At 32.5% G+C, this 16,329-nt stretch carries 14 protein-coding genes and 3 pseudogenes; 4 read left to right on the top strand and 13 right to left on the bottom strand.

Annotation, left to right across the window (positions count from 1 at the left end; genetic code table 11):
* Positions 1-30: 30 nt before the first annotated feature.
* Complete coding sequence (locus I5818_RS11760) at positions 31-981, bottom strand: helix-turn-helix transcriptional regulator (RefSeq protein ID WP_078111383.1); 951 nt, start codon at positions 979-981, stop codon at positions 31-33.
* 111 nt (positions 982-1,092) lie between these two features.
* Here I5818_RS11760 and I5818_RS11755 point away from each other — a divergent pair, with 111 nt between their 5' ends.
* Entirely contained in the window at positions 1,093-1,698 is a 606-nt protein-coding gene (locus I5818_RS11755; protein WP_078111384.1) for a DJ-1/PfpI family protein, read from the top strand.
* A 349-nt stretch (positions 1,699-2,047) separates the two neighbouring features.
* Here the strand turns inward: I5818_RS11755 and I5818_RS11750 are convergent.
* The 8 genes and pseudogenes from I5818_RS11750 to I5818_RS11725 form a co-directional block, all read right to left on the bottom strand.
* Positions 2,048-2,482 (bottom strand): annotated as a pseudogene (locus I5818_RS11750) (carboxymuconolactone decarboxylase family protein).
* A 382-nt stretch (positions 2,483-2,864) separates the two neighbouring features.
* Positions 2,865-3,857: a VanZ family protein gene (locus I5818_RS11745; RefSeq protein WP_235849856.1), complete on the bottom strand. Its 993-nt coding sequence runs from the start codon at positions 3,855-3,857 to the stop codon at positions 2,865-2,867.
* A gap of 1,132 nt (positions 3,858-4,989) precedes the next feature.
* Entirely contained in the window at positions 4,990-5,727 is a 738-nt protein-coding gene (locus I5818_RS11740) for an SDR family NAD(P)-dependent oxidoreductase (RefSeq protein ID WP_268876205.1), read from the bottom strand.
* A gap of 12 nt (positions 5,728-5,739) precedes the next feature.
* Complete coding sequence (locus I5818_RS26235) at positions 5,740-5,862, bottom strand: hypothetical protein (RefSeq protein ID WP_260838859.1); 123 nt, start codon at positions 5,860-5,862, stop codon at positions 5,740-5,742.
* Positions 5,863-7,018: 1,156 nt separating this feature from the next.
* On the bottom strand, positions 7,019-7,480 hold the full coding sequence (locus I5818_RS11735) for a DinB family protein (RefSeq protein WP_071974890.1): 462 nt from the start codon (positions 7,478-7,480) through the stop codon (positions 7,019-7,021).
* 265 nt (positions 7,481-7,745) lie between these two features.
* Positions 7,746-8,621, bottom strand: coding sequence for an alpha/beta fold hydrolase (locus tag I5818_RS11730; RefSeq protein ID WP_071974891.1), 876 nt, complete (start codon positions 8,619-8,621; stop codon positions 7,746-7,748).
* 63 nt (positions 8,622-8,684) lie between these two features.
* Positions 8,685-9,001: pseudogene (locus I5818_RS26045) on the bottom strand (IS1595 family transposase); the annotation flags it as partial.
* 130 nt (positions 9,002-9,131) lie between these two features.
* The gene (locus tag I5818_RS11725; protein WP_071974892.1) at positions 9,132-10,034 is read right to left on the bottom strand and encodes a DMT family transporter; all 903 of its coding nucleotides are present in this window, start codon (positions 10,032-10,034) and stop codon (positions 9,132-9,134) included.
* 161 nt (positions 10,035-10,195) lie between these two features.
* Here I5818_RS11725 and I5818_RS11720 point away from each other — a divergent pair, with 161 nt between their 5' ends.
* Entirely contained in the window at positions 10,196-11,575 is a 1,380-nt protein-coding gene (locus I5818_RS11720) for an aminotransferase-like domain-containing protein (RefSeq protein WP_071974893.1), read from the top strand.
* A 111-nt stretch (positions 11,576-11,686) separates the two neighbouring features.
* Here I5818_RS11720 and I5818_RS11715 read toward each other — a convergent pair.
* Both I5818_RS11715 and I5818_RS11710 read right to left on the bottom strand, forming a co-directional pair.
* Positions 11,687-12,880: pseudogene (locus tag I5818_RS11715) on the bottom strand (MFS transporter).
* Positions 12,881-12,979: 99 nt separating this feature from the next.
* The gene (locus I5818_RS11710) at positions 12,980-13,426 is read right to left on the bottom strand and encodes a MarR family transcriptional regulator (protein ID WP_071974982.1); all 447 of its coding nucleotides are present in this window, start codon (positions 13,424-13,426) and stop codon (positions 12,980-12,982) included.
* A gap of 444 nt (positions 13,427-13,870) precedes the next feature.
* Here I5818_RS11710 and I5818_RS11705 point away from each other — a divergent pair, with 444 nt between their 5' ends.
* Complete coding sequence (locus I5818_RS11705; RefSeq protein WP_078111467.1) at positions 13,871-14,335, top strand: hypothetical protein; 465 nt, start codon at positions 13,871-13,873, stop codon at positions 14,333-14,335.
* Between the two features lie 521 nt (positions 14,336-14,856).
* Positions 14,857-15,243, top strand: a complete 387-nt coding sequence (locus I5818_RS11700; RefSeq protein ID WP_058006791.1) for a hypothetical protein — start codon at positions 14,857-14,859, stop codon at positions 15,241-15,243.
* A 231-nt stretch (positions 15,244-15,474) separates the two neighbouring features.
* Here the strand turns inward: I5818_RS11700 and I5818_RS11695 are convergent, their stop codons facing one another.
* Entirely contained in the window at positions 15,475-15,675 is a 201-nt protein-coding gene (locus tag I5818_RS11695; RefSeq protein WP_058006790.1) for a cold-shock protein, read from the bottom strand.
* A 214-nt stretch (positions 15,676-15,889) separates the two neighbouring features.
* Positions 15,890-16,312, bottom strand: coding sequence for a GNAT family N-acetyltransferase (locus I5818_RS11690; protein WP_071974896.1), 423 nt, complete (start codon positions 16,310-16,312; stop codon positions 15,890-15,892).
* Positions 16,313-16,329: the final 17 nt, after the last annotated feature.

Raw genomic sequence — 16,329 nt, 5'->3', positions numbered from 1 at the left:
CTTATCTGAAATGAGTATGGGTTTTTGACCTTATAAGAGTTTCTTATACAAATCATGATATAAATCATTTAATTCTAAAATTTTCTTTTTTATTTTAGCTCTTAACTCTACGGGTTCAACTACTTTTGCATGCTTTCCCATTTGTATAAAATAATCAGTCAAAAAGTCTAATTCTATTTCACTTATTGACCCCTTAATGACTCCATAGCCTTTACTGTCTATTGATATTTGATAATATAGCGAAACATTAGATTTATATTTTTCTACTCCTTCAGGTGTTAGTTCTACAACAAGCTCATAGTCTTTTTTCTGCGTTAAAATGTTTATAATATCATTTAAGTTGGTATCTTTTAGATTGATCTTGTCATTTCTTGCACTTAATCCTATTTCTGATATTCGATCGCAACGAAAAAGTCTAAATTCCTTTCTAAGATAACAATACGAAGGACAATACCATCTTCCATACTGAGAAAATAATCCAACTGGTTGAATTTCTCTTTTAACCCCCAAGTAAGAAATCCAAAGCGGTTCATTTCCAATTACCGCCATAAATAGATCTTTTAATAATGGACTTTCTTTACTCTGATTATCTATCTTAAAATCAATCTTATTTTTAATTAAATCTATTTCATCTTTCATCTTTCCATTTAAGTTCAGATAGAATTTTTTAATGATTGAATTATATTCCGATTCAAAAGGTAGGCTAATAAAATGTTTTAAAGACAAAAGAGCAAAAAAGATAGAGAAAGTTTCCTCTTTTGTAAAAGAGACTGCAAGTAGATTTTTTTCTTCTAAAACTTGATATCCTCCATTAGCCCCTACCTCTGAAATTAATGGAACCCCTAAAATACTTAGTTCTTCTAAATCCCTTAGAATCGTTCTTCTTGAAACATTAAATTCTTTTGCTAAATCATCTACCTTAAACTTTTTGACTCGGTTAATATACAATCTTAATTCATTTAATCTAATTGCCTTACTCAAAATTTTTCACCCCTTTTGCTAATTGTGTCATCAATTGTCACTATTCCATTATATACTGAAGAGAGTATCAAATTAATAGAATTTTTATAATTTAATTAGGAGTGATTAAGAATGAACCAAACTGAGAAAAAAGAGATTTTAATCGTAGTATTAGAGGAATTCGCTGATTGGGAAATGTCTTATGTAGCAGCTTTTTTAAATAGTACAGACAAGTACATCACTAAGATAGTTAGTGTAGATGAGGGTGTAATAAAGTCAATCGGCGGAATAAATATCCTTCCAGATTATACCTTAAAAAGTATACCGGAAATTTTTTATGGATTGATACTAATTGGTGGAAACTCTTGGCGTAAGCCACTTAACAATGACGTAATTCCAATAATGGAAAAGGCTCTTGCTATGGATATACCAATAGGGGCAATATGTGATGCAACAGTCTTTATGGGAGCCAATGGATGGTTAAATGAAGTAAAGCATACAAGCAATGATCTTAATGATTTGAAATCTTATGCAAAAGATAACTACAGAAATGAAATAAATTATGTATTAGAACAAGCAGTTTCTGACAGAAAAATTGTGACCGCCAATGGAACCGCTTCATTAGAATTTGCAAAAGAAATTCTTGAATTATTAGAAGCATATCCGAAGGAGCATATAAACCAACTTTATAATTTTCATAAATTAGGTTATTACGAGGCACTAAAAACAAATTCATAAATATCCAATATTCATAATGCACATAATCCTTAAGATAGGAATTTATGTGCATTTTACCTTTACAATATTTACTCATAAATACCTTTCTAAAAGAAATTTATTTAAAATCTTATACTCACATTAATTGTGAATGTTGATGTATTTTTGTTTTACTTTTTCCGCCAACTTGCACCAATAATTCAATACGAAACACACCGAAATGGCGACTTTTGTAACAGTTATATTTCTTTAATTTGAAGGTTTCTGATTCTCCGTTCCAATTAAAAAAAGACGCCTTCTTACTAAAGAAAAGCGCCCAATTGCTGAAAATAATATTAAATGTATCAGGACCAAACACCAGAAGATGTTGTTACTGAGAGTTATTTTCAACTGCTGTGTTTCCCATTGCGATAGAAATTCTATTCCAACTGTTGATTTGATTGATTATAAAAATTAGGTCAGCATATTGTCTTTCGTCATAATATTCACGTACTCGTTGATAAAGCTCATCTGGCAAGCGTTTTGTCGGGATTAAAGTCACGTGCTCTGTCAACTCAAGAGCTACTTTTTCAGCATCTGTGTAAAATGTACACTCTCTCCAAGCACTAATACAATACAAACGTTGTTCCGTTTCTCCCATTTTTCTAGCATCTGCCGTGTGCATATTCAAACAGTACGCACATCCATTTATTTAGGAAGCCCGAATTTTTATAAGTTCACGCAGTTTACGGTCTATACCTATAGTTTACCTATACTTCTCCATTTCCATCATCATTTTAGTTATAATAGCCTCTTTTAGATACATCCGCCAAATACATACAAAGGAAAAGAATAGTTCGCCGTTGACTTTTTTTGTTCATCTCTACTTCATGACAATTAATTTTAGCTTTACGATCTGCTCAGTTTACCATTATCTAGCTCTATAGCCTTTCTTGATTCTCCCTCAAGCTCCTTCATAGTGTTTAACACAGCGTCGAATAGCAGAATGATCAATACTTAATTCCTTAGCACTGTTTTAGAACCACTCCCTTTTTAAGGTGTAGATCCACTGACCTTATCTCAAAGGTAATACATTATGTCTCACTAATTTTCCCCATAAAAAATCCTTCTATAGTAGACAGTTTACTAAGTTTACTTTTTTGTCTACTATAAGTGGATCTTATTATTTGGTTGTGCTGTTTTTATAATCATCGCTTCATTGGAATGATATCTGACACAAAATCAAAATAAAAAGTACGTTTCCCTTTTTTTGCCATAATGATAAGAGCATGAATCAGCAAGGCAAACCAAATGATGATTACAAATATGAAGATAGCCATCGTAACCCACACATGAATAGCGTAAAAGTGAGATTCTATTTCTAATTTAATGTGACTGAGTAGGTTAACTAACTCAGATGCCAGCCAAGGTAAATATAAGGCAATAGTTCTTTTTAACATAGCTTGCCATGAAGGGGTATCTCCCTCCAAATTCGAAAGTTTAAATCCCATTATATTTGTTCCGATTGTTTTTCCTCCCCATCGAAGAGGTAAAAAAAAGTACAGTACCACAAAGCCCACAGTTGTATACATCATTTCTGCGAATCCACTTGATGTTAGTAGTCCGACTGTGAAAGAAAATGTCAATTTAATGAAAATATAATCTATAAGTATGGCAAGTAATTGTGAAAGTGGTGAAACTAGATGGATCTTCTGCATTTTTTCCGCTTTCGCCATTAGTTTTTCCCTAGAAGGAAATAAAGCCAATATGAATGGAGCAATAAGGAAACCAAAAAGCGCACCTGTACTATTTAACATTAGATCGTCAATATCAAATAAACGATAGGGACATTTGTAAATTCCGTAAATCCCTGTAAGCTGCGTTACTTCGTAAAAGAGAGACAGGGTAAATCCTAAAGCTAATGCTCTTTTCCAATATCGTTTTTCTTCGAAAAAATATCTCAAATATACTCCAAAAGGGAGTAATAACAGAAAATTAAATGTCGCCTGCCAAAAGGAACTTTGATTGAATATTTTTATATATGACCCCGGTTGTGTCCAAATAATTGAACTGCTTTTAAATGTATCACTAATAAAGGTGAATGGCCTTAATGAATAATAAATGGTATCTGGTGTTTGAAAATCACATGTGTTTCTAGTTGACGGTAAAGGCAAGAGAACTAAAAATAGTGCTGATAACATATAGAAAATAAACGAGTAAAAAACAATGGAAGCCCAAAAACTGAAATATCCATACTTTCTATAGCTATATACCAGCCAAGGAATGACCAGGAGAAAACCCAATATACAGAATATAATAAAAGCGGTCATTATTGGTAGGGTATATACAGACACAAAAACACTTCCTTTGCTCTCATACATTGAATCCATTTAAAAAGCAGATTATATTCGCTGATTTACCCAACTTGTCTGCTTTATTATTGTTTAATTGGATTCCATGCATTCATAGTTGTATTACTTATTAATGGATGCTACATTTCTTCCATACGTCATAATTTTCGCCATACTTTTCCTAATGGCCACATCTTAAAGAATTTAAAGCAAATTACACAAATAATATCTAAGGAAATGATTCTTTCCTTTTGTGTAATAGATCCATTCATATACTAATTACTCCCTTTAATATGTAGCTTCTTTTTAAAATTAGTATAACGACCCAACCTTTCACCATATTATTGTTAACCTTACAAAAACCTTAAAAAATTATGTACGAAAAAGTCGCAAGTAAATGGATACTTGAGGCTTCCTGCTATCATTTCGAAAGGGCTTAACCATATTCCGAAAAGCGAATGTGGTAACAGAGTAATAGATCGAAAAGCTACATTAACGGCATTTATTCTCGTCACAAAAAAATACATCATCACTCCCACCAATAAAAAGAATTTTTCATTTTTAATTCTTTGAGCATTAGTAAATATTATTAATCCCTTTCAATTACCATCTGGTAGTTTATTTAAAGCAAGATATTTTCCACAAACCTCTTAACTCCATATACAACAGGAATTGAAAAAACCGTTATTTTGAAAAGTGATTAACAAAAATAACGATTTATTTTTGTTTAATTTTCCTTTTTATCATAAAGTTTGATTATTTCTTATATAAGTAAAGCCCCTCTATCGATTAAGTGAGAATATCCACAATTATTATATAGAACCATGTTAAAGGACGCTTTCTCACTAAAGAAAAGCGCCCGAGTTGTTTATTGTAGCTAATAAATTTTTGGACGAACAATCCCAACTACAATAATTTATTGATTCTCATTAAATCATTACTTAGTTTTTGAAGGTTAATAATTTATTATTTTTTTCTATTTCTATTCAATTATCCCATACCCTTCTGGTGCAGGTATACCATGTTCTGCAGAACGACTGACTGATTCCCACTCTTTCCATGTGGATATACGTTTTTCAGCATTTTCAATAGCTAAATCGTAGACAATGCTTCCTAGAATCAAACGCAAAGGCGGATTCTCACTATTGATCATTTTCATGATAGCCTCGGCTGCCAACTTAGGATCACTATCAACTGAGTCGGTTGAATATTGTTTAGCCAATTCTTCACGTAATGAATCATATTCTTGGTTCTGAACAGTAAAGCCCATTTTTAAATAAAGATTCGTCCAATAGCCTCCGGGTTCTACAATAGTTACTTTTATTCCAAAATGAGCTGCTTCTTGTGCTAAAGCCTCGCTAAATCCCTCTAAAGCAAATTTACTAGCACTGTATATTCCCGACATAGGACCGCTGATCAATCCGCCGATACTTGATATTTGAATAATATGCCCAGATCCCTGCGTCCTCAAGTACGGCATAACTGCTTGGCAAACCCAAACAGCTCCATAGAAGTTCGTCTCCATTTGACTTCTTACTTCATCTTCATTAAACTCTTCAATCATTCCCATTATCATATTTCCTGCATTGTTTATGACAATATCAATTTTCCCAAAATGTTTAATAGCTGTTTCCACTGTAGCAAAAACATCACTTCTATTCGTAACATCAAGCCTTAAGGGAAGTAACATTTCTTCATATTGGCTTTTTAACTCATTCAGTTTTTCAATATTTCAAGCAATGCCAACAACCTTATCCCCTAACTCTAATGCTTTTTTTTTGAATTCGTATCCTAGTCCACTGCTTGCACCTGTAATAAACCAAACTCGTGCATGTTCAACATTACTAAATGTCATAAATAATCCCTCCGATTAATCATATTTTTTTAGGGAGCATTAATACTTATTATTACGAGTAAACAAAAGCAAAAAAATAAAAAGCATAGGCGATCTGCCTATGCTCCAAAAATATAGAAACTTCAATTAAATCCATCTTTATGACACTTTTTCTACAAAAAACAATCAGAAATAACCATTTTTTGTTGATAAAGTACCCTCTTTTATAATCGTATAATGAAGGCTTCCCATAAAAAGGACAGATCTATCCTATTTTCTCTGAGCATAAGCAGAGCCTTTGAACGTATAAAATTAACGGTTCAAAGATAGGATATCAATCATTCGGAAGCCTCCATTCATAAAAGTTAATTCAAGTATAACAATTTTCCTTAATATGTAAAATAGATTTTTATAAATATATACCCTTTCCTGAGTATTTATTAACAAAAGGACTTTGGTTGTTCCATCGTCTGACCCGATTATAATATATTTTGCCTTATGTAATCGGATTCCTTCACAACTATTTTGAAAAATAGGATTTTAATTATTAATTATACATGGCCAACCTGCTGCCTGATATTGTGTAGGAACTCCTTCTCGGATTGAGGGGGATTTTTAATCATTTTGTAAAATAGCTCAAGCAAGAATAACTTACAAATAATATACTATATCAGTAGTAATATGAGTTCCATTTTCACTTCCTGCCACTCATCTATTATTACTCCCTTCATTTTAAAAGTCCCTTCTCAATATTGAGAAGGGATTAAGTTTATTTCGCAACTTGTATGTTTCTTTTCTCACATAACGTTAGAACTTGTTTAGTACTATTAATTATTGCCTCATAACCATTTTTGGAATGATTATCAGCTTCTAATTTTGTTCTATCGTAAATTTAGCCATAAAAAAACACCTCAAAATGTTAGATTTGTAGCTAACATTTGAGTGCAGTACATCTACATGAACATCCTCCATTAGGAAAAGAATCTAACTACCAAGGGTAATTATATAGTCCATTTGAGTTCTGAACAAAGTTATTGAATCCACCCTATATGTATAGTTACATATTGACAGCTTTAAAAATATTCATTTCATCTAAAATATAGATTTATTTAAGAAAGAATTTAAGGCTGTTAATATAATTGAACAACACACCCATTTTTTTTAACCAGTAAAGAGGTTATTTACTTAAAAGCAATTGTCTCATACTTTTAATGATCCCCATATGTAGATTTTCATGATTCATATGAAACATAACCATGTCACCTAATGTTTTCATACCTAAGAAGGACTCTTTCAGTGGTTCATCAAGGTGCCCCTTACACGCTTGTTCAATCTGAATAGGTTGTTCATCCAGTTGTTTTATTAACTCAACCATCGACGGTGGTTCATCTGACCAATTTTCTGGTTTACTCCCACTCGGAAATAATAAGTGATAAGTTAGTGGCATTTGTCTCTTCTCATTAACAGCTGGGAACATTGTATTATCCCACCCTACTAAGATATGGCCAGCATTCCAGTGTATACTGTTATTATGACCATGTGGAATTTTATCTACGATTTCCGCCGGAATTGTACGAAGATAATCCACAGTCCAATTACGCCACAATTTCATTTGTTCAAATAATTGCTCTTCTCTCATGATTATTCCTCCCATCTCCTGATTTGCTTAATATTAAACATTTCAATAATAGAATCATAATCTAATTTTCTGATAAGTGCAAATTTTATATTTTCATAACTTCCGTACATTTCTGATCCTCTAAACAACAATCAGTCCATACACCCAATTTCTTTTCTTAGTTATTTGCTATGTTAATGATTAGTATTGATTTTTTTAAACATTAAAGAGAACCGCATATTGGTTTGAAGTTCCCATGTCCATAAGTTTAAAAAAGGATTCAGGGTTAGTAATAAACCGTTAAAAATTCTACAATATCATTGTTAATATTTTTCAAATATTCTTCAGATGGGAAATGTCCCATATCATAAGTCTTAAATGCAATTAAATTTGGAATGATTTCTCTAGCAACTTTATTTAATCTACTTTCAGGAAAAAAGATATCTTTTTTCCCTGCTATGATTAAAGTGGGTGAGCTATAATGTGATAATTCTTCCTTCCTAGTTAATTTGGGCATTTCTTGCTCAAGTTTAATATATTTAAATACATCTCCAATAATTTTTTTATCAATTTCTCTCATACTATTATCTGACATAGTATCAGTGATTTTATTGAGATATTTTTGTGATGAAGTACCATTAAATAAGACTAAAGGAAGTAAGATATCTTTAATCATTCTAATCTTAGAACCTAATCTGATTCCTGCTGGTGATACTAATACTGTACAGTGAATTTTATCTGGCATAAATGTGGCTAATCTCAATATAATACCTGCACCGTAGGAAGGACCTACAAATGCACTACTATCTATATTAAGGTAATCCATTAGTTCCTTTATCCACTGGGCAAAACTATTGTCCTTCGCCGAAATTCTACTTTCACTACTGTATCCTGGATGACCAATTGTATCTGGTGCATAAACTCTGTATTTATCTACGAGTGGTAAAAACCAAGATAAAGTCATTGGATTAATGCAATTACCACCCTGAAAGATAAAAATAGTTTTTCCTTCTGGTTGTCCTGCTACAAGAATATGTGTTTTACCATAACTCGTATAAACATATATCTGCTCGACATCAAAATCAAACGACTTTAGATAATTATCGTAATGCTGAGTAATAAGTCTTTTCCCTTCACTTTTATAAATGGTTCCTTTCCTCAAAAAACATCCCTCCGCTATTCTATTAGAAATAAAGGTTTATAAGCTTAATGCTCAATTGGAAAATTATTGTAATCCGATTTTATCATAGGTCACATCCATTGAGAACAGACAGCCTTCAACAATCATCTGGTTAACCGTTATGTCGTCATTGCGCTGTCTGATTTTGTCTAAAAATCAAAACCAACTCAAATAATGGTAGAGGTATTTTGTAGCCACTCCATAAAAACGGTTTATCCAACTCTTCAAGTGATTATGATAACTATTCACATTTTGAATATGGTACACACGTCTGACGCGTTCCTTACCATCATCAGTGCCGACCAAACGTAGGGACAAAGAACGTTGGAAGGAGACAGTTTAGAGCTAATAGCTTCTACTAAAACTTTAAATTCTTCATTTTTCACAGTATCTTCATTGGGCAAACAAGGATCTATTTATAAATATCACGAAATCTCAACCTGCTTTGCTGAAAGATTCATTAGATTTCTTTACGATCTTTAGAACGTACAGTTAGTTTTTCTCTGATACAGATCCTTTTTTGGATACTGGAGCATTTTTACCTAATATAACAGAAAAGACAACAATCACCGCTATTACCAGAGTGAATAATGTGATAGATTCATTTAAAAATGCAGCTGCAAATAGAATCATCAAAAATGGTTGCAAGTACTGTATCTGACTAACTCTAGCTATTCCTCCCATAGCCATTCCACTATACCAGGCGACATATGCTAGAAATTGACTAACAACGGCGAGATAAATAAAACTAATCCAAGCATGTATTGGGACATTGAGCATTTCGGTTGTAAGGTTGAGTCCAACTGGAATAACGAAAAATGGAGCACCAATCATGATTGCCCAAGCAATCACTTGCCAGCTACCTAATTCCTTTGCTAATATTCCCCCCTCTGCGTAACTTAATCCAAGTATAATAACTGCTGCTAGTAAAGCTAAATCTGCAAATTGTAGTTGACCAAATCCAAGATGAAGTGCATACACAATAACAGCTAAAGAACCGATTATACTTGAAATCCAAAATTTAAGAGAAGGAATTTCTTTCGCTCTAAACATAGCAAATCCAGTTGTTGCTAATGGTAACAGGGCCAATTCAACAGCTCCATGAGAAACCGGCAAGAATTCCATTGCCCAAGATGTGAGGAGAGGAAATCCTAAAACTGCACCAACAGCAACGATAAGAAGACTTTTGAATTGACGAGGAGAAGGTAATTTTTCTTTTCGAACAATCAATACCACAGCTACTAAAATAGCAGCAACAACTGTTCTTCCTAGACCCACTACTGTAGTCCCAAAATACTCTACTGCAATACTTGTAGAGGGAAGTGTTAAGCTAAAACAAATGACACCCACTAATCCCAACAATAATCCAAATTTCTCTCTTTTATCTCGTTGCATCTTATCCTACCCCTATCCATATATTTTGTATCATATCTGTACCATTTTTTATTTTTATTACAATACCGTTCGGATATAATCTAAATAATAATAGGTGCACACACTGAGTTAAACCATTTTTTTACCTATCTGTCATGGTACAGTTAAAGGAGAATCAATATATGGGATTAAAATATTTTAAGATAATGGAAGAAATTAAACTTCAGCTGGTAAATGGATCTCTCATTGCAGGTAGTAAACTCCCTTCTGTTCGTCAGTTATCTGAGCATTTCTCATGTAGCAAAAATACAGTCATTAAAGCATACACCGAACTAGAAAAAGAGCATTTAATTTATTCTGTTCCTAAAAGTGGCTACTATGTTGTTAATGAATTACCAAATGCGACGAAAGAAAAAGAAGCGATTGATTTTTTGTCTGCTGGTCCAGATAAAAGAGTGATGCCTTATATTGAATTTCAACATTGTATAAATCAAGCAATTGAACAATATAAAGAAGAGCTTTTTACATACTCTGATCAACAGGGGTTTTACTCATTACGAGTACAGTTAGTGAAATATTTACAGAATTTACAGGTATTCACTCAACCTGAAAGAGTAGTCGTTGTTTCAGGCTCACAGCAAGCCCTAAATTTATTAGTTTCTATGCCTTTTCCAAATGGCAAAAACAATATTCTAATTGAACAACCTACTTATTTCGGATTTATTGAGTCCGTCACTCTACACCAAGCTACTACTTTTGGAATTGAGCTATCGATGGAAGGAATTGATCTTGATCGTCTGGAATACATTTTTCGAAATAATGATATAAAATTTTTCTATATTATTCCTAGATTTCACAACCCTCTTGGACATTGTTACACGAATAGTGAAAAGAAAAAAATCGTTGAATTAGCTAAAAAATATGATGTATATATAGTGGAAGATGATTTATTAGGAGACCTTGATCCAAATGCCAAATCAGATTCTTTATTTTCTTTTGATCCCTCTGGAAGAGTGATTTATATTAAAAGCTTTTCAAAAGTTTTCCTTCCAGGGCTAAGAATTGCTGCGGTCGTTCTTCCTACAATTATGATTAACAACTTTTTACGATATAAATTTAGCTCGGATTTTAATAGTTCAGCACTTTCTCAGGGTGCACTAGAAATCTATTTAAAAAGTGGTATGTTTAATAGCCATCTCAAAAGAATAAAAGAGGTATACCTCACAAAAATGCAAATCCTACAAGAAGCATGTGAATTATTCCTGCCGGCTAATACTCATTTTTCTAAACCGACTTCAGGATTCTATCTATCCATCAGTTTGCCCGAGAATGTGACAGCAAAACAGGCAGTTCATATGCTAAACGAGCAGCATATATATGTTGATGATGCCTCTAGAATGTTTTTACCAGAATACAAAAAAGAAAATCTCCTTCGATTAAGTATCTCTCAAGTAAACGAGAGTCATATTAAACTAGGGGTAGAGCAATTGGCATACTGTATTTCTTTAATTGATAGGAGAAAAAAATCTATAACTCCTAATAGATTTTTTAATTTTTTGTAGGGTTCATCTTTAATCAATATTCAATAATCTCAAGGAGACTCTTTGTCTGTGATAAACCTAATTCAATTAGAAGCCATACATCCAAATTCAATAGAACGATTTTTATTCAATCTAACCATGTTGGTTTGATAAAACAAGCGCAGATACTCCAATTAATATTATACCCATGATGGCTGGAGTGGAGTGACTAACAATTGAATACAACTGTCCGCCAATAATCGGTCCAATGACTCGAGCTAGCGATTGAATGCTTTGAGAACCACCAAGTATACGCCCTTGTTCTCTGATGCTAACAGATTTTGAAAGCATGCCATTAAATGATGGACCAAAGATAGAGTCACCGAATCCAAAGAATATCATACCTACTATAAAGAGTGGATAAAATGCTGTAAATGCTGAAACAGCAATAAAGATATAACCTATAATTTCATTTATCATACCTAAAAGAGCAATTTTTTTATCTGTCACGAATTTAAGTAATCGTGGCATAATGATCGCTTGCGAGATGATATCAAGCACTCCCATTATTGAAAATGTCAAACCAATTAGAACAGGTTTCCATGAAAAGGTATCAATTGAAAATTGAGAGAAAATAGCTTGTAATGATCCATTAGGAATCCATATTAGGAATCCAGTAATTAGTAGCCATTTAACAGATTTAAAGGAAAAAATGTTTGATAGTTGAATAAACGGATTAAGATCCTTAGCGGAAATGCTAGAAGAGCGTCTAGGCTTTTCAAGGCTCTCAGGCATAAAAAAATATCCATATATGGCATTAAGCAATGTTAATATAGCGCCAGCATACAAAGGGACGCTATTCCCAAAAGTTGCAAGTGCTCCTCCGATTGTAGGACCGAGAGCAGTGCCAACCCCAACAACTGCACTAATCCAACCAAAGAATTTTGTGCGTTCACTGGAGGGAGTGATATCAGCAAAGTAAGCAAAAATCGCTCAAATTTCACCACCTGTCAACCCCTCAATGGTACGTCCAAGGAAGAGAATCCAAAGTGCCCCTCCAAGACCAAAAATAAAATAACCAAGACTAGAACCGATTAAGCTAATAATCAACACTGGACGACGACCATACCTGTCACTTAATGCGCCTAAAACTGGTGCAGCCAAGAATACAGAAATTGCGTATATAGAAGTAATGAGTGTTATTGCAGTAGCCTGACTGTTTGAATCACTAGTATAAGATTTTACTAGAAAAGGTAAAACAGGGCTTACGATAGTCAATCCTAGACCTGTTAAAAAGACAGAGATAAACCCAAACGTCAGTGCGTGTTTATTGATTGTAGTATTCATAATAATTCCCCTCCAAGATTATTGTTTCCTCGTTAACAAAATCAGTTTACTCCTTTATTGTTTCCTCGTCAACAATAAAACAAAATAAAAAAATACCACTTACACAGTGATATTTTTCAAATGTTGCCTGTATCGACCAATGAAACGAAAAATAGTGTTGAAATCGTCATCAGTCATGTTTTTAAATACTTCTTTGTCACGTTCGAGAAACGTCCGATGTAATTCTTGATGGACATTATTTATTTTTTGCCCATTCGTTGTTAATCGGAAATATATCTCTTTTTTATTTTCAGCATTTTGATAGCTCTCAATAATATTTTTCGCAATAAGCTTCTTGGTGAGCTTACTTATAGCACCTCGAGTCATATAGCTTGCTGCCGCAAGTTTTGTAACGTTTGCATTTGGGATTAGGGAGATATTTTCGATCAATTCTATCTCACTCAATGTATAGCCATCTAAAGCCGATTCTAGTTCTGGTTTATTAAGCCAGATTATTTCATTGCATAAATCCATAAGTTCACTCATTAACTGCTGCCTTTTATCCATGATAGCACCTTCCCGATTTATATAAAGTATACCCGGATTTTGTTTCTTTCGCAACAAAGCCTCAACAGTCTTAATGTTGTACAGTTACTCATAAAAGTCACGAGTCTTATGATCTTCTAATACTTAATACGCTAACAATACTTTAATGAGTCCTAATTAATAAAATCTCATCTTGGTTCTTTACTAAAGCATAAACAGAAATTGGTTGTTTTGGTGGTTCATAATCCAATTAGAATGAACTCATACAATTATTAAATTCGCCAACATTTCATAAATTCCTTCATTTACAAACTTGCTTCAATAATTCAATAACATACTTTCTCAATTAAAATTACAATCGATTTTACACTAATAATACATTGAATATTAAAGATTTTTTAGGTAAAAATACCAATAATTCGTAGTCCAGCATAGTAATTTTTCACTTTACTCAGGAGGTTGTTTATGAAAGGGAAATGGAAAATGTATTTGATACTGTTTTTGCCTTGGTTATCTGTGGGAAAGCTCGGAAAAAATTCCTTTCTTCGCTTCCTCCCTACTATTATTTTTAGTGACTTGATTATTGCACTAATAAGTGAGCTATCTCAAAAGTTAAAATGGTGGAAAGTAAGAAATCCTATCTTCCCTAAATTAGCAACAGATGTCTCTTTTGTTTTTGGTCCTTTTACTATCATAAATTTTTGGGTCTTTAAATTGACGTACAATAGATTTTGGTTGTATTTATTGAGTAATATTTTTGCTGACTACTTATTTGCTTATCCTTTAACAACAATAGCAGAGAAACTAGGTATATATAAGATGGTTAAAATGAGCCGAAACCAACTTTTCCTATTAAGTGTGGCCGTAGCAATTTTAAACTACTTGTATCAAAAAGTATTTGTTGAGCCTCTTAAAAGAAAAACTTCATGAAAAAAACCTTTATGAGAATTTATATATGGCTGTAAAAAAGTTAATGCTATAATATATAAATAAGAACTATATAAAAAAGAACCCTGGTTAATGTAAGGAACCCAATCAGGATTTTCTATAAAGAGTGTTACAGCCTAAACAGAGTTCCCTGTACGAACTATAATTTTATCTCCTTTTCACTTAAACAAAACAGAAGATTCTTTAAGAATATTCAATTCATTAATACCATCTTGTTATTTTTCTATACATAATAAGAAATAAGTATTTTTTCGAAATATAAAATTTTTTATCAAAAATAATATTTCTATGGTATAATAAACAAACCATTTACTGTTACCTTTTTTTGAGGGGAAATCATAAGTAAAATATACTTATGATTTCCCCTCTTTTGCATTAAAAGGGACAGGGAGGGACAGGGGGTCGGTTCTTTTGTCCCAGTGGGACAAAAGAACCGACCCCCTGTCTCACTAATTTTGTTATAATATTATAAATTGACAAATAATACAAAAAGGAGATGTATGATGGCTGAAACTGAAAAAATAACTATAAATATGAATGTTGTGGATTTGGGAAAAGTGGATTTATTAGTCGAACAAGGATTTTATTCAAATCGCACTGATTTCATTAAAACAGCTATTCGAAATCAATTAACAACTCATTCCGATGAGGTTAATCAAATGATTGTAAATAAATCCTTTGTAATTGGAATATGCAGATACAATCGGAAATCGCTTCAAGAAATTATCCAAAATAATGTGAAACTTGATATTAAAGTAATCGGAATGCTTATTCTAGAAGAGGATATTGATACGGATTTAGCCTTAAAGACCATTAATTCAATCAAAGTTTATGGTGTGCTTAAAATAAAAAATTATAATCTTAAAAAAACAATTCAACAATTTATGTAAATAAAAATGTCATCGAAAAAGTCTGATCAAACAGCTAGTTTTCATACTTTTTCTTTTGTAAAATCCCTATTTCCGACCTTTCAAACCGAATAAAGGTTTTTGTGCGCATGAAGTTTGTAGCTTTTTCCCAACTATTAACACATAATATTAACAATGCTTTAGAAAATGACTTATCAAACAATTGAAAATAAAAAACAGACTCAAAATGAGTCTGTTTTTTTTATGCAACAATTAAGCTTTTACTACGTTAGCAGCTTGAGCTCCACGTTGACCTTGTTCAACGTCAAAAGTTACTTTTTGACCTTCTTCAAGTGTTTTGTAACCTTCGCCTTGGATCGCTGAGAAATGAACGAATACATCGTCTCCGCCTTCAACTTCGATGAAGCCGAATCCTTTTTCGCTGTTGAACCATTTAACTGTACCTTGTGTCATGTAAATCTTCCTCCTAGTGTGCAATACACACAATGTATTACTATCCTTGCTCAAGTGATATCAGGCGATATGTTAAAAACACTATCTTTTCCTTACATACCGAACAAAAATAATTCTTATTTAGAATAACAGATAAAATTAAAAAATGCAAGTTTTTACTAAAACAATTTTCAAATCATTTTTTCATATCAAGCATAAATAATTACATAATATGTTAATCCACTAAATATTCATTTGATAATGAAGAGTTTAAATACCTTGCCATACCTGTTTTCGTTTTTTTGAATCCCATTTTTTCATAAAATCCTTCGTTTCCAGTAGTAGAAATTAAGTGGACACACGAAACATTCTTAAAACGCTCGATAAAATAATGAATGATTTCTTTTGCTATTCCTAATTTTTGGAAGTCTCGATGAACAACAATATCATAAATTGCTGCATTGAACACTCCATCTGAAAGTGCTCGACCAATTCCAACAATCTTTCCTTCTGTCTTTATTATACAAACTTCATTACTATTTTTAAAAACCGTTTGTATAATTTCTATTGTATGTTTATTCCAACCGACAGATTGATAGACCTCTTGGATCTCTTCCCATTTTAAATCATCTATCGTATTTTTTATTTCTAAAACCATACTCCCATTCTCCTTCT

This window comes from Heyndrickxia oleronia, assembly GCF_017809215.1.
GTDB lineage: Bacteria > Bacillota > Bacilli > Bacillales > Bacillaceae_C > Heyndrickxia > Heyndrickxia oleronia.
Note: the sequence above shows the minus strand (reverse complement) of the source record. Positions and strands in the feature narration are given on the sequence as shown.